The organism is Streptomyces sp. NBC_00647 (assembly GCF_045207245.1).
GTDB lineage: Bacteria > Actinomycetota > Actinomycetes > Streptomycetales > Streptomycetaceae > Streptomyces.
Map to the genome: position 1 here is coordinate 3,270,539 of NZ_CP109040.1, position 14,883 is coordinate 3,285,421.

At 68.3% G+C, this 14,883-nt stretch carries 13 protein-coding genes; 4 read left to right on the forward strand and 9 right to left on the reverse strand.

Going from position 1 to position 14,883, the window contains the following annotated elements:
* Positions 1-131 precede the first annotated feature (131 nt).
* The 4 genes from OG788_RS14445 to OG788_RS14460 form a co-directional block, all read right to left on the reverse strand.
* Positions 132-1,772 (reverse strand): cytochrome bc complex cytochrome b subunit, encoded by a 1,641-nt coding sequence (locus tag OG788_RS14445; RefSeq protein WP_406371166.1) that lies wholly within the window; start codon positions 1,770-1,772, stop codon positions 132-134.
* Entirely contained in the window at positions 1,769-2,845 is a 1,077-nt protein-coding gene (locus OG788_RS14450) for a Rieske 2Fe-2S domain-containing protein (protein WP_351539922.1), read from the reverse strand. Before OG788_RS14450 ends, OG788_RS14445 begins: the two co-directional genes overlap by 4 nt.
* Positions 2,842-3,651 (reverse strand): c-type cytochrome, encoded by an 810-nt coding sequence (locus tag OG788_RS14455; protein WP_406371167.1) that lies wholly within the window; start codon positions 3,649-3,651, stop codon positions 2,842-2,844. The genes OG788_RS14450 and OG788_RS14455 overlap by 4 nt, the downstream gene beginning before the upstream one ends.
* Before the next feature lie 62 nt (positions 3,652-3,713).
* Positions 3,714-4,334, reverse strand: a complete 621-nt coding sequence (locus tag OG788_RS14460; RefSeq protein WP_261706947.1) for a heme-copper oxidase subunit III — start codon at positions 4,332-4,334, stop codon at positions 3,714-3,716.
* 202 nt (positions 4,335-4,536) lie between these two features.
* Between OG788_RS14460 and OG788_RS14465 the strand changes: the two genes are divergently transcribed.
* A complete protein-coding gene (locus OG788_RS14465; protein WP_351539916.1) occupies positions 4,537-4,938 on the forward strand; it encodes a hypothetical protein in 402 nt (133 codons plus the stop codon).
* Between the two features lie 28 nt (positions 4,939-4,966).
* On the opposite strand, the gene OG788_RS14470 is transcribed toward OG788_RS14465, so the two are convergent.
* The 4 genes from OG788_RS14470 to coxB form a co-directional block, all read right to left on the reverse strand.
* The gene (locus tag OG788_RS14470) at positions 4,967-6,238 is read right to left on the reverse strand and encodes an Ig-like domain-containing protein (protein ID WP_406371169.1); all 1,272 of its coding nucleotides are present in this window, start codon (positions 6,236-6,238) and stop codon (positions 4,967-4,969) included.
* 130 nt (positions 6,239-6,368) lie between these two features.
* Positions 6,369-6,767, reverse strand: coding sequence for a cytochrome c oxidase subunit 4 (locus OG788_RS14475; RefSeq protein WP_351539911.1), 399 nt, complete (start codon positions 6,765-6,767; stop codon positions 6,369-6,371).
* Entirely contained in the window at positions 6,764-8,497 is a 1,734-nt protein-coding gene (gene ctaD / locus OG788_RS14480; RefSeq protein ID WP_356758746.1) for a cytochrome c oxidase subunit I, read from the reverse strand. Before ctaD ends, OG788_RS14475 begins: the two co-directional genes overlap by 4 nt.
* Positions 8,494-9,459, reverse strand: coding sequence for a cytochrome c oxidase subunit II (coxB, locus tag OG788_RS14485; RefSeq protein WP_406371171.1), 966 nt, complete (start codon positions 9,457-9,459; stop codon positions 8,494-8,496). Before coxB ends, ctaD begins: the two co-directional genes overlap by 4 nt.
* 270 nt (positions 9,460-9,729) lie before the next feature.
* Here coxB and OG788_RS14490 point away from each other — a divergent pair, with 270 nt between their 5' ends.
* Positions 9,730-11,112 (forward strand): cysteine desulfurase/sulfurtransferase TusA family protein, encoded by a 1,383-nt coding sequence (locus OG788_RS14490; RefSeq protein ID WP_406371173.1) that lies wholly within the window; start codon positions 9,730-9,732, stop codon positions 11,110-11,112.
* 93 nt (positions 11,113-11,205) lie between these two features.
* On the opposite strand, the gene OG788_RS14495 is transcribed toward OG788_RS14490, so the two are convergent.
* The gene (locus tag OG788_RS14495) at positions 11,206-12,180 is read right to left on the reverse strand and encodes a carbohydrate kinase family protein (protein ID WP_351557046.1); all 975 of its coding nucleotides are present in this window, start codon (positions 12,178-12,180) and stop codon (positions 11,206-11,208) included.
* A gap of 136 nt (positions 12,181-12,316) precedes the next feature.
* On the opposite strand from OG788_RS14495, the gene OG788_RS14500 reads away from it, so the two are divergent.
* Complete coding sequence (locus OG788_RS14500; RefSeq protein WP_266757870.1) at positions 12,317-12,538, forward strand: hypothetical protein; 222 nt, start codon at positions 12,317-12,319, stop codon at positions 12,536-12,538.
* Positions 12,539-12,984: 446 nt separating this feature from the next.
* Positions 12,985-14,808, forward strand: a complete 1,824-nt coding sequence (locus tag OG788_RS14505) for a hypothetical protein (protein ID WP_406376748.1) — start codon at positions 12,985-12,987, stop codon at positions 14,806-14,808.
* Positions 14,809-14,883: the final 75 nt, after the last annotated feature.

The following is a 14,883-nucleotide window of genomic DNA, read 5'->3' on the forward strand; positions in this document are numbered from 1 at the left end:
CCTGGGTTCGTAGGTGACGCGAAGGGACTCACCCCTTGCGCGGGGTGACTCCACCCTATCCAGCCCGGGAGACGGCAAAGAGCCCCGTCCAGTGCCTGGACGGGGCTCTCGCCGTGGCGAACTACCGGGGATCAGTGGTGGCCGTGGCCGCTCGTGATCTCCTTGTACTCCTCGACGGTGGGCTTGGGGATCTGGCTGTCCTCCCCGTAGAAGCCCTCGCTCATCTTGGCGCGCAGCTTCTGCGTGCCCGAGACCTTGCGCTCGACACCGTTCTCGTCGACCGTCGGGCCGATCTCGGCCGGCTTGTACTGCTCGTGCGCGGTGAGCGTGTGCAGCGCGTCCTGGCTGAGCGGCTCGTGGACCTCGATGAACTCACCGTGCGGCAGGCGCTTGATGATGCCCGACTCGCGGCCGTGCAGCACCTTGTCCCGGTCCCGGCGCTGGAGGCCGAGGCAGATCCGCTTGGTGGCGATGAACGTCAGCACCGGCACGACGAAGAACGCGATCCGGACGAACCAGGTGATCGAGTTGATCGACAGGTGGAAGTGCGTGGCCCAGATGTCGTTGCCGCCACCGACGAGCAGGACGAAGTACCAGCTGATCCAGGCGGCACCGAACGCGGTCCGGGTCGGGACGTTGCGCGGGCGGTCCAGGATGTGATGCTCGCGCTTGTCGCCGGTGACCCAGGACTCGATGAACGGGTAGACCGCGATCGCGACCAGGACCAGCGGGAAGATCACCAGCGGGATGAACACACCCAGGACGAGCGTGTGACCCCAGAGGTTGATCTCCCAGCCCGGCATGACACGGATCAGGCCCTCGGAGAAGCCCATGTACCAGTCGGGCTGGGCGCCCGTGGACACCATGTCCGGACGGTACGGACCCATCGCCCAGATCGGGTTGATGGACGCGATCGCCGCGATGGCCGCGATGACACCGAAGACCAGGAAGAAGAAGCCTCCGGCCTTGGCCATGTAGACCGGCAGCAGCGGCATGCCGACGACGTTGTTGTTCGTCTTGCCGGGGCCCGCGAACTGCGTGTGCTTGTGGTAGAAGACCAGGATCAGGTGGCCCACCACGAGGCCGAGCATGATGCCCGGCAGCAGCAGCACGTGCACCGAGTAGAAGCGGGCCACGAAGTCGCCGCCCGGGAACTCGCCGCCGAACAGGAAGAACGACAGGTACGTGCCCACGATCGGCACGGACAGGACCGCGCCCTCCATGAAGCGGACACCGGTGCCGGAGAGCAGGTCGTCCGGGAGCGAGTAACCGGTGAACCCGGTGAACATGCCGAGGACGAACAGCAGGAATCCGAAGACCCAGTTGACCTCACGCGGCTTGCGGAACGCACCCGTGAAGAACACGCGCATCATGTGCACGAACATGCCGGCGAGGAAGATCAGCGCCGCCCAGTGGTGGATCTGCCGGATCAGCAGGCCACCGCGCACATCGAAGGAGATGTGCATGGTCGAGTTGAACGCCTCGGACATCAGCTGGCCCTGCAGCGGGACGTAGCTGCCGTGGTACTCCACCTCGTTCATCGACGGGTGGAAGAACAGCGTCAGGTACACACCCGTGAGGATGATGATGATGAAGCTGTACAGGCAGATCTCACCCAGCATGAACGACCAGTGGTCGGGGAAGATCTTGCGCATGTTGGACTTGGCCAGGGAGTAGATCCCCAGACGGCCGTCGGCCCAGTCGGCCACCCGCTCACCGGCGGGCGCCTTCTCGCGCGAGGAGCGCGAGTCGGAGGTGGTGGTAGTGCTCATCCGCGCTCCCAGAATGCAGGACCGACGGGCTCCTTGAAGTCGCTGAGCGCCTCGAGGTAGCCCTCAGCGTTCACACCGATCTGCAGCTGCGGCAGGGCGTGACCCGCCGGGCCGAAGATGACTCGGGCACCGTCGGAGAGGTCGAAGGTGGACTGGTGGCACGGGCACAGCGCGTGGTGCGTCTGCTGCTCGTACAGGGAGATCGGGCATCCGACGTGGGTGCAGATCTTCGAGTAGGCCACGATGCCGTCGTAGGACCACTCGAGTTCCTGCTTGTCCTTGATGTTGTCCGGCTGGAGCCGGATGATCATCAGGGCCGCCTTGGCGATCTCCTTCTGGAAGTCCTCGTCGTGCTCCTCCAGGCCCTCGGGCTTGGCGAAGGTGAGCGAACCGACGGCCACGTCCGAGGGACGCAGCGGCTCGTTCGTGTTCATGTTGACGAGGAGCTTGCCCTTGGACCACAGCGTGTGGCGCAGCTTCGTGCCCGGCAGCGGACCGAGGTCGCGCAGCAGCATGACGCCGGAGAGCGGGAACAGGGCCAGCGCGCCGAACATCGTGTTGCGGATCAGCTTGCGACGGCCGAGCGCGGACTCCTTGGCACCCGCCTTGAAGTCGGCCATGACCTTGGCCTTGACCTCGGGCTCCGCCTCGATCGCGTGACGCTCGTCGGCGATCTCCACGTCGGACATCAGCGTGCGGGCCCAGTGGACCGCACCCGCGCCGATCGCGAACAGCGCCACACCGAGCGTCATGCCCAGCGCGAAGTTCAGCGCGCTGATGTGCCCGAGCGGGAAGACGAAGACCGACTTGTCGTTCGGGATCGCCACGTACGAGGCGATGAAGCCGACGGTGGCCAGCATCGACAGCACGAAGAGCATGGCGACAAGGCGTTCGGACCGCTTGGCGGCCCGCTCGTCGATGTCCTGGATGCGGTGCTCATGGGGCGGAAGCCCCGGGTCCGCGAACGGGTTCTGCTCGTCCGCGACGGCTACCGAGCCACGACCGTGCTCGGCGTGGTCGTCGGTGGCCCGCTCAGCGGGCACGTTCTCTTCTGGAATGTCTTGGCTACTCATGACTTCTTGGCCTTTGCGGTCCGAGCGGCGACCCAGACGGCGACGGCGACCAGGGTTCCGAGACCGAAGACCCAGCCGAACAGGCCCTCGCTGACCGGCCCGAGGCCGCCCAGCTCAAGACCGCCGGGGCTCTCGGTGTCGTCACCGTTGACCGCGTCGAGGTACGCGATGATGTCCTGCTTGTTCTTCTCCGTCAGCGTGGTGTCGGGGAAGGACGGCATGTTCTGCGGGCCCGTCTGCATGGCCTCGTAGATGTGCTTCGGGTCGACACCCTCCAGGTCCGGCGCGTACTTGCCGTGTGTCAGCGCGCCGCCCTTGCCGGTGAAGTTGTGGCACTGGGCGCAGTTGGTGCGGAAGAGTTCACCGCCCTTGGCGATGTCCGCACCCTCGGGGCTGACCTGGCTCTTCGTCGGGATCGTGGGACCCGCGCCGAGCGAGGCGATGAAGGCCGCGAGCTGGTCGATCTCGGCCTGCGTGTAGATGACCTTCTTCTTCGGGATCTGCGCGCCCGGCTGCTGGGCCGGCATACGGCCGGTGCCGACCTGGAAGTCGACCGCCGCGGCGCCCACACCCACCAGGCTCGGCCCGTCGGTGGTGCCCTGACCGCCGGCTCCGTGGCAGCTTGCGCAGCCAACGGCGTACAGCTTCTTGCCCTCGGTGATGCCGAGGGACTGGGCGGTTTCATCGGCCTGCGCCTTGCCCGCGGGTGCGAACGCGGCGTACAGCCCCCCGGTGGCCGCCAGCGCGAGGAGTAGGACGACGACCGCCGCCAGCGGATGGCGTCGTCGTGCGGAGAGCTTTTTCACGGATTACCCCGGTGTCAGGATCTTCTGCGTCGGTGCTTCTGGATGTTCGGGCGTGGGCCCGATTACTTGATCAGGTAGATCGTGGCGAAAAGGCCGATCCAGACGACATCGACGAAGTGCCAGTAGTAGGACACGACGATGGCGGCGGTTGCCTGCTCGTGAGTGAATCTCCGAGCCGCGTAGGTGCGACCGAGGACCAGCAGGAAGGCGATGAGGCCGCCCGTCACATGCAGTCCGTGGAAGCCGGTGGTCAGGTAGAACACCGAGCCGTACGGGTCGGAGGAGAGCGAGAGCCCGTCCTTCGTGACCAGTTCGGTGTACTCGAAGACCTGACCGCCGATGAAGATCGCACCCATGATGAAGGTGACGATGAACCACATCCGGAGCTTCTTCACGTCCCCGCGCTCGGCGGCGAAGACGCCGAGCTGACAGGTCAGGGAGGAGAGCACCAGGATCGTGGTGTTCGTCGCCGAGAACGGAAGGTTCAGGCTGGACGCCATTTCCTTCCAGTGATCCGGCCCGGTCACCGATCGCAGGGTGAAGTACATCGCGAAGAGGGCCGCGAAGAACATCAGCTCGGAACTCAGCCAGATGATCGTTCCGACGCTGGTGAGGTTCGGCCGATTGACCGACGGGTGCGCGTGCCCGGTTTCTACTGTCGTTGCTGTCGCCACGACCGACATTATGTCGGTCGCTTATCCCGCCCTCACCCCGGGGGGTGCCGTTCGGAGTGTTGACGGGGTGTGTCCAGCCCGTATGGCCCATCGAAGCCGTGTCCGAACCGGTGCTGACGAGGTGTTCAAGGGAGTAGCATCCGCGCATCGGGCAGGGATGGATCAGCCCGACCGCTTCATGTCCGTACGACGCTGACGTCTCGGAGGAAGAATGCAGCCGACCGCCACGGTGCTGGTCTACAGCGACGACTCCAACACCCGCGCACAGGTGCGGCTCGCCACGGGGCGCAGGCCCGCCCCGGACGTTCCCGTCGTCGAGTTCATCGAATGCGCGACACCGGCGGCCGTCATCATGGAGCTGGACAAGGGCGGCATCGACGTCTGCGTGCTGGACGGCGAGGCGGTGCCCATGGGCGGCATGGGGGTGTGCCGGCAGATCAAGGACGAGATCTTCAACTGCCCGCCCGCGCTGGTGCTCATCGCCCGCCCGCAGGACGCCTGGCTGGCCACCTGGAGCCGTGCCGACGCCGCCGTGACCCTGCCGGTCGACCCGGTGGAGTTCGCCGCCTCTCTGGCCTCCCTGCTGCGTCGCAGGAACCTTCTGAGCGCCTGAGGACCCGCGCCCCGCGAGGGGCGCGGCCTCACACACTCTCGGGGCGCAGCCTCGCGCGCTGGGCCGGATTCGGAGCGTCCGGGGACCCGGCCACCAGAGCGCTGCCCGCGCGCCAGTTCTTCCAGTCGAGGTTCCAGTCGCCGAAGCCGTTGCCGAACGGGTCCATCGTCTTGCCGTCGGAGTTGACGACCTTGACGAGGTCGCCCTCGTTGAAGGTGTCGAAGAACCACTCGGCGTTGCCGGTGCTCATACCGGTGCAGCCGTGGCTGACGTTGGCGTACCCCTGCGAGCCGGTCGACCAGGGCGCGGCGTGGACGTACTCGCCGCTCCAGGTGACCCTCGTCGCGTAGTAGACCGGCAGGTCGTAGGAGTCCGAACTGCCCTCCGCGATACCGATGCTGGTCCCGCGCATCCGTACGAAGTACTCCTTGCCCAGCACGACCTTGACGCCGTTGCGGGTGTCGAAGCCGGGCTTGCCGGTGGTGACGGGAATCTCCTTGATCACCTCGCCGTTGCGGTAGACCTTCATGGAGTGCGTGGCGGCGTCGGTCAGGGCGAGCAGGCTGTCGCCCGTGGTGATCTTCACAGTCTTGCCGTTGCCGCCCCACAGACGTTCGCCGATCCTGACGCCGGCGAGGTTGCTGTGCGCCGTGATGGTGGCGTGGGTGGGCCAGTACTCCTTGGGGCGGTAGTGCAGCGTCTTGTCGTCCACCCAGTGCCAGGTGCCGTCCACCGCGGGGGTGGAGTCGACCCTGAGGGCGCGCTCGACGACCTTGCGGGCCGCCTTGTCCTTGACGGGGGCGCTGAGTTCGGCCGTGATGGGCTGGCCGACGCCGTACTTGCCCGCCTTGGGGCCGAATGCGACGTTCAGCAGCTTCTTGGTCTTCGGCGTGCTGGTGTCGAAGCCGATGACCTTGCGGCCGGGGGCTCCGTCCTCGTCCTCGGTGCTCACGCGCACCGTGTAGTGGGCGCCGGCGGCCAGGGGCGAAGTGCTGTGCCAGCGGCTGCCGTCGGCGGCCAGCTCGCCCGCGACATAGCGTCCTGAGGCGTCCGTGGCGGTCACGTCGGTGATGCGCCCGTCATCACTCTCGGAGGTGATTTCCAGGGGCTTGTCGGGGTCGACCTTGCCGGACTTCTCGCTGTCTCCGGCGGGACCCTTGAACGAGATCTCTTCCGCCGCGTCGTACGGCTTCGCCGAGAGCGGGTGGCCGTCGGAGCCGCAGGCGGTGGTGCCCGCGCCGAGGGCGACCACCAGCGCGGTGCAGCTGACGACCGTGCGGATTCGCGGTGAGTGGTTCATGAGCTCACGCTATGAACGCTCGTCAAGCACGGCGCGCCGAGTGAGCCGAGTGAGGGACAAAAGTCGTGGCAAACGAGGGAGCCCGGACTCTCCTGACGGAGTGTCCGGGCTCCCGGGCGTTCAGCGCGTGCTACTGGGTGCGGTTCTCACCGTGGTAGTACTCGAAGACCCAGCCCCACAGGCCGAGCATGATGAGCGGGGCCGAGAAGTACAGCAGCCACCAGCCGAAGACGACGCCCATGAAGGCGAGGGCGCCACCGACGCCGAGCGAGAGCGGCTGCCAGCTGTGGGGGCTGAAGAAGCCCACTTCGCCGGCCTCGTCCGCGACGTCGGCCTCCTTGTTGTCCTGCGCCAGCTGGTCGACACGCCGGGCCGTGAAGGCCAGGTAGTAGCCGATCATGATGCTGAGGCCGAAGCCCATGAAGAGGGCCGTGGTGCCGGCCGGCTCCTTGGACCACACGCCGTAGACGATCCCCATGACGAGGATGAACACGGCCAGCCAGAGGAACATCTTGCCTTGAACCTTCACTTGCCGGCCTCCTTGCCACCAGCGAGGGACGCCGAACCGTGACCGGCGTTCTCGAGCTGGTCGAGAGCGGCGATCTCCGGGTGGTGCAGGTCGAACGCCGGGGATTCACTGCGGATCCGCGGCAGGGTGAGGAAGTTGTGCCGCGGCGGCGGGCACGAGGTCGCCCACTCCAGCGAGCGGCCGTAACCCCACGGGTCGTCGACCTCGACCTTCTTGCCGTACTTGGCCGTCTTCCACACGTTGTAGAGGAACGGCAGGATCGACAGGCCGAGCAGGAACGAGCTGATCGTCGAGATCGTGTTCAGCGCGGTGAAGCCGTCGGCCGCGAGGTAGTCCGCGTAACGACGCGGCATGCCCTCGGCACCCAGCCAGTGCTGCACCAGGAACGTGCCGTGGAAGCCCACGAACAGCGTCCAGAAGGTGATCTTGCCGAGACGCTCGTCGAGCATCTTGCCCGTCATCTTCGGCCACCAGAAGTGGAAGCCGGAGAACATCGCGAACACCACGGTGCCGAAGACCACGTAGTGGAAGTGCGCCACCACGAAGTAGGAGTCGGACACGTGGAAGTCCATCGGCGGCGAGGCCAGGATGACGCCGGTCAGACCACCGAAGGTGAAGGTGATGAGGAAGCCGACGGCCCAGAGCATCGGTGTCTCGAAGGACAACGAGCCCTTCCACATCGTTCCGATCCAGTTGAAGAACTTCACGCCGGTGGGTACGGCGATGAGGAACGTCATGAAGGAGAAGAACGGGAGCAGCACGCCACCGGTGACGTACATGTGGTGCGCCCACACGGTCACGGACAGACCGGCGATCGCGATGGTCGCGCCGATCAGGCCCATGTAGCCGAACATCGGCTTGCGCGAGAACACCGGGATGACCTCGGAAATGATTCCGAAGAACGGCAGCGCGATGATGTACACCTCTGGATGGCCGAAGAACCAGAAGAGGTGTTGCCAGAGCAGGGCCCCGCCGTTGGCTGGGTCGAACACATGCGCACCGAATTTTCGGTCCGCCTCCAGCGCGAACAGCGCCGCCGCGAGGACGGGGAAGGCCAGCAGCACCAGGACCGCGGTGAGCAGGACGTTCCAGACGAAGATCGGCATGCGGAACATCGTCATGCCCGGAGCGCGCATGCAGATGATCGTGGTGATGAAGTTGACCGCGCCGAGGATGGTGCCGAAGCCGGAGAAGGCCAGACCCATGATCCACATGTCGGCGCCGATGCCCGGCGAGCGGACGGCGTCCGACAGCGGGCTGTAGGCGAACCAGCCGAAGTCGGCCGCACCCTGCGGGGTGAGGAAGCCGCCCACGGCGATCGTGGAACCGAAGAGGTACAGCCAGTAGGCGAACATGTTCAGCCGCGGGAACGCCACGTCGGGCGCGCCGATCTGAAGCGGCATGATCCAGTTCGTGAAACCGGCGAACAGCGGCGTCGCGAACATCAGCAGCATGATCGTGCCGTGCATCGTGAACGCCTGGTTGAACTGCTCGTTCGACATGATCTGCAGTCCGGGACGCGCCAGCTCGGCACGCATGAGCAGCGCCATGACGCCACCGATGCAGAAGAACGCGAACGACGTCACCAGATACAGCGTGCCGATCGTCTTGTGGTCAGTGGTGGTGAGCCACTTGATCACTACGCTGCCGGGCTGCTTGCGCCGTACCGGCAGCTCGTTCTCGTACGAGTCTTCGGCGGCGGCACCCTGGGGTTCATTGAGGATGCTCACAGGTTGTTCGTCTCCCGGTTCTTCTCGTGGCCCGTCTGCTCAATGCCGGCCGGGACGTAACCGGTCTGTCCCTTCGCCGCGAGCTCCTTGAGGTGGGCCTCGTAGCGCTCGGGGGAGACGACCTTCACGTTGAAGAGCATCCGGGAGTGGTCGACGCCGCACAGCTCGGCGCACTTGCCCATGAAGGTGCCCTCATGGTTGGGGGTCACCTGGAAGGCATTGGTGTGGCCCGGGATGACGTCCTGCTTCATCAGGAACGGCACCACCCAGAAGGAGTGGATGACGTCACGCGAAGTGAGGACGAAGCGGACCGTCTTGCCCTTGGGGAGCCAGAGGGTCGGACCGGGGTTGCCCGTCTGCGGGTTCTTCGTACCGGGGGTACCGACGTCGTAGACACCGCCGGCGTTCGCCGGGAAGTCAGCCTTGAACCGGTCCGGAATGGCGGCCAGGTTCGGATCCGTCTTGGCGTTCCCGGAGGAACCGGGGACGTCCGCGACGTAGTTGAAGCCCCAGCTCCACTGGAAGCCCACCACGTTGACCGTGACGTCGGGCTTCGGCTTGAGGCTGAGGAGCTTCGTCTCGTCACGGGCGGTGAAGTAGAACAGCACCGAGACGATGATGAGCGGGACCACCGTGTACAGCGCCTCGATGGGCATGTTGTACCGGGTCTGCGGAGGAACTTCGACCTTGGTCCGGCTGCGCCGGTGGAAGACGACGCTCCACAGGATCAGGCCCCAGACCAGCACGCCCGTGGCGAGCGCGGCCGCCCACGAGCCCTGCCAGAGGGAGAGGATCCGCGGAGCCTCCTCCGTGACCGGGGTGGGCATACCAAGGCGGGGGAAGTCTTCCCAGTTGTACGAGCAACCAGTGGCTGTCGCCAGGACCAGGCCCGCAGTCATTGCCTGCAGCAGCTTCCGCCGCATCGGGCGCCGCGGCGAGCGGTCGGAGCCGTTGGGACTCACGTAGCGCCTTCCCGAGAGTCTCGCCCGCGCTGTTGGCTGCGGCCTTCTCGCTGGTCCGGTCGCCGCCCTGCGTCGGGCAGGGGTTTGGATGTTTATGCGGACCAAACCCTACTGGACGCTATTTGGGGTCGCGCGGGGAGGGTGCCCAACGCGCCGCCCGACTCCCCGAAGGAGTGCTGTTTCTCCTGGAAGGCGCTCTCAGGACTCCTGGAATGCCCCAGTCCGGATGGCTTCTGACGCCCCCTCCGGAGGACGGGCTAGCGTGGTGGCGTGTCCTACTTCGACGCCGCGTCCGCGGCTCCGCTGCACCCCGTCGCCCGACAGGCCCTGCAGGCCTCGCTCGATGAGGGGTGGGCCGATCCCGCCCGTCTGTACCGGGAGGGCCGCCGGGCCCGGCTGCTCCTCGACGCGGCCCGCGAGGCGGCGGCCGACGCGGTGGGCTGCCGCCCCGACGAACTGGCCTTCACCACCTCCGGCACCCTCGCGGTGCACTCCGGGATCGAGGGCGCCCTGGCGGGCCGGCGGCGGGTCGGAAGCCACCTGATCGTGTCAGCCGTCGAACATTCGTCGGTGCTCCATTCGGCAGACGTCCACGAGGCGTCGGGCGGGGCGGTGACCCAGGTTCAGGTGGACCGGGCGGGCAGGGTGTCCCCTTCTTCCTACGCCGCGGCCCTGCGCCCCGACACCGCACTGGCCTGTCTCCAGTCCGCCAACCACGAGGTGGGCACGGAGCAACCCGTGGCCGAGGTAGCACAGATGTGCCGGGAGGCGGGGGTGCCGCTGCTGGTGGACGCGGCGCAGTCGCTGGGCTGGGGGCGGGTGGAGGGCGACTGGTCCCTGCTGACGGCAAGTGCCCACAAATGGGGCGGCCCTTCGGGCGTCGGACTGCTCGTCGTACGCAAGGGGGTCCGGTTCGCGCCCCAAGGGCCCGCGGACGAGCGGGAGTCGGGGCGGGCGGCCGGGTTCGAGAACATCCCGGCGATCGTGGCGGCGGCGGCCTCGCTGCGAGCCGTCCGCGCGGAGGCGGCCGGGGAGGCGGCACGGCTGCGCGAACTGACGGAGCGGATCCGCGCACGGGTGCCCGCGCTGGTGCCGGACGTCGAGGTGGTCGGCGACCCGGTCCGCCGGCTCCCGGGCATCGTCACCTTCTCCTGTCTCTATGTCGACGGAGAGACCCTGCTCCACGAACTGGACCGGACGGGCTTCTCGGTCTCCTCGGGCTCGTCCTGCACGAGCAGCACCCTCACCCCCAGCCATGTCCTGAAGGCCATGGGCGTGCTGAGCGAGGGCAACGTGCGGGTGTCGCTGCCGCCCGGCACCCCGGAGGAGGACGTCGACCGCTTCCTGTCGGTCCTCCCGGGCGCCGTCTCGGGGGTCCGCGAGAAGCTGGGAGCGCCGGAGACGGCGACGAAGACCCCCGCCTCCGTCGACTCGCTGGTGGTCAACGCGCTGGGCAGAAGGTGCCCGATCCCCGTCATCGAGCTGGCCAAGGTCATCGGGGACGTGCCGGTCGGGGGCACGGTCCGGGTCCTCTCCGACGACGAGGCGGCCCGCCTCGACATCCCGGCATGGTGCGAGATGCGGGGCCAGGAGTACGTGGGCGAGGAAGCGGCGGACCACGGCTCGGCCTATGTGGTCCGCCGGCTGTCCTAGGGCCCGCCCCGGTGCCGGGGGCCCGGGCCGGGACCTCGACCCGGGCGGGGCGGACTCCCGCCTCCGCCCGGGCGTGTCGGGCCCGGACCTTCCCTAGGAGAGGTGGACCCGGACCTCGGCGGCGGCGTCATGGCCGTACGCCTTGGTGAAGCGGTCCATGAAGTGGGCGCGGCGCAGCTGGTACTCCTGGGTGCCGACCGTCTCGATGACGAGGGTGGCCAGCATGCAGCCGACCTGGGCGGCACGCTGCAGGGAGACGCCCCAGGCGAGACCGGAGAGGAAGCCGGCGCGGAACGCGTCACCGACGCCCGTCGGGTCCGCCTTGAGCTCCTCCTCGGGGCACCCGACCTCGATCGGGTCCTCGCCGGAGCGCTCGATACGGACACCGCGCGAGCCCAGGGTGGTCACCCGGTGGCCGACCTTGGAGAGGATCTCCTCGTCGCTCCAGCCGGTCTTGGACTCGATGAGTCCCTTCTCGTACTCGTTCGAGAAGAGGTACGTCGCCCCGTCCAGCAGTATCCGGATCTCGTCGCCGTTCATGCGAGCGATCTGCTGCGAGAAGTCGGCGGCGAACGGGATCGCGCGCGAGCGGCACTCCTCGGTGTGGCGGAGCATCCCCTCGGGGTCGTCCGCGCCGATCAGGACGAGGTCGAGACCGCCGACCCGGTCCGCGACGGCCTTGAGCTCGATGAGGCGGGCCTCGCTCATCGCGCCCGTGTAGAAGGAGCCGATCTGGTTGTGGTCGGCGTCCGTGGTGCACACGAAGCGCGCGGTGTGCAGCACCTCGGAGATCCGGACGGAGTCGGTGTCGACGCCGTGCCGGTCCAGCCAGGCGCGGTAGTCGTCGAAGTCGGAGCCTGCCGCCCCGACCAGGACCGGACGGGTACCGAGCTGGCCCATGCCGAACGCGATGTTCGCGCCGACCCCTCCCCGGCGTACGTCGAGGTTGTCGACCAGGAAGGAGAGGGAGACCGTGTGCAGCTGATCCGCGACCAGCTGGTCGGCGAATCGGCCGGGAAAGGTCATGAGGTGGTCGGTGGCGATGGAGCCGGTGACTGCGATACGCACGGCTAGGACACGCTCCTGCGAGGGGAGGGGGGATTGACAGTTAACGCTACCGGGTCCGTGGACGCCCTCTGAAGCAGCCAAAACTACCCGATAGTAGATCTTTCTTCGTGACGGCAACGGTGCATACGGTTCCGGTATGACGAACCTCAAGGTCCATGACACCGCTCCGCTCGGCCCGGTCAGCGACCTGGAAGGCGACATGGCGTCGCTGCGCGGCGACTGCGCCCGGATGGCCGGCCACTGGTCGGCTCCCGCACCGGTCTCTTCCCTCCCTGTCTCCCCCTCACTCATCCACGGGGTGACCGTTCCGCCCACCTCGGCACGACTGCTGGACGCGATGTCCGACTACGGCGACTGATCGGCCGCGGCCCGAGCGGTGCCGCCGTACGGGTGAGAGTCCGGCGGCGCCGAACGGGTGAGTACGGAGAGCGCCCGCAGGGAACCGTGCGCTCCCCCGCTGCGTCCCATCGCTGTCCCCCGTAAAGGGGATGCGGTATACGACCCTGGAGAGCCCGTCATTGACAGGGCCGGGTCATGGGACAGCAGTGGAGCCGAAGGAGCGATGCGGTGAGCACCGAGCGACCCGACAACGACGCGACCGATCCCGTCGAGGGTCACGGCCAGGGTCCCGTCGAGGGCGCCACCGAGCGCGCCGTCGACGGCACTGTCGAAGGCCCCGACGCGGGTCCCACCGAGGGCGCCGTCGAGAATCCCGTCGATGATTCCGCCGAGGGTTCCGCCGAGGACCCCGACGGTGACCCCGGCGAGGCGACCACCGGCGACTCCACCGAGGTCTCCGCCGATGTGTCCGCCGAGCGCCCTGTCGAAGCGCGGGCCGAGGGGACGGCCGAGGGGCGCGCCGAGAGCCCGACCGGAGGGCCCGCCGAGGGCGCGGCCGAGAGCCGTGGCGAGGACACCGTCGACGGTCACGCCCAGCGGCCTGCCGAAGGCGCGGGCGACGGGCGATCCGAGGGGCCCACCGAAGGCACTGTCGAGGCGCCCGCCGAAAACGCTGTCGCAGGTCACGCCGAGGAGCCCGCCGAAAACGCCGTCGCACGTCGTGCCCAGGGCCCCGTCGAGGACATCGGTGAAGGTCCGATCTCGGGGATCGTCGGAGGGCCCGTCGTGGGTCACGGAGCGGGTGGGGCGCGGCGGCGGAACACGCCGGCGGTCGTCGCCTCGGTCGTCGCCGCGGTGCTGCTCGTCGGGGGCGGCGGGGCGTACTTCGCCGCGACCGCGTCCGGCGGCGGCCGTTCCGGTACGCCCGGCGGCGACGGCACTCCCCCGCCGCTCGCCCTCGACGGCTACTCGGAGAGCACCACGAGCACGGCCACGGGCGGCACCGACGGCATCGCGCCCGGCGAGCCCAACCCCTACGGCGCGACCTACCGCGCCGACGGCGAACTCCCCGCGGGACCGGGCTCGGCTCCCATCCACTGGGCCGAGGGCAGGGTGACCGGGGCCGAGGTGGCCCGGCTCGCGAAGGCCCTCGACCTCGCGGGCACCCCGCGGCTGGCCGGGGACACCTGGACGGTCGGCTCGGTCAAGGACGGCGCCGAGCCGAACCTGCGGGTGAACGCGGACGCGCCGGGGACCTGGACCTTCAGCTCGTACATCCCGGGGACCGACAACTGCCCCAAGGGCAAGCTGTGCCGGCCCGTCGGCTCCGGTTCTCTGACCCAGTTCGCGCCGGACCCGGTGAGCGAGGCGGCGGCCGAGAAGGCGGCGGCGCCCGTGCTGAAGGCCGTCGGCCAGGACGACGCGAAGCTGGACGCGAACCAGCTCATGGGCACTGTGCGGGTGGTGAACGCCGATCCGGTGGTGGGCGGACTGCCCACGTACGGATGGACGACCGGCCTCCGGATCGATGTGGACGGTCATGTCATCGGCGGCAGCGGCCAGTTGAAGACGCCGGTGAAGGGGGACACGTACCCGGTCGTCGGCGCGCAGAAGACGCTGGACCTGATGAACGGGTCGGCGTCGGCATCGGGCGACGGCCGTATGGGCATCGGCGGCTGTGCCAGCCCCGTACCGCTGAAGGACCGGGACGAGATGCCGTGCGAGCACCCGACCCCGACGCTGCAGCCGGAGACGGTGACCGTCGAGAAGGCCGTCTTCGGACTGGCGGCGCACCGCGCGAACGGGCGGCAGGCACTCGTGCCGTCCTGGCTGTTCGAGGTGCGGTCGCCGGGCTCCGGGGACACCTACACCGTGACGCATCCGGCGGTCGACCCGAAGTTCCTGGCCTCGACGGCACCGTCGGCACAGCCGACCCCGGTGCCGACCGCACCGCAGGACGAGCCGTCCTCGCCGGCGGCCACCCGTGACGTGGACGTCCAGGGCTACACCGCGGAGGGCAGGGACCTGACGGTCGGCTTCACCGGCGGGGTGTGTGCCGACTACACGGTGTCGGCGAGCGAGAGCTCCGGCCAGGTGACCGTGACGGTGACGGAGAAGCCCTGGAAGAACAAGGTCTGCATCCTGATCGCCAAGATCTACGAGAAGACGGTGCACCTGGAGAAGCCGCTCGACGGCCGGAAGGTCGTGGGGACGGACGGCCAGGCGATCCACGAGGGCAGGATGACGATGCCCGAGGCGTCCGGAGCGACGTCCGCGGGACCCCGGTAACGGCCGCCCCGGTCCCGGATACGCGAAGGCGGCGTCCCTGTCGGAGGGGGACGCCGCCTTCGTCCGTACTCGGCG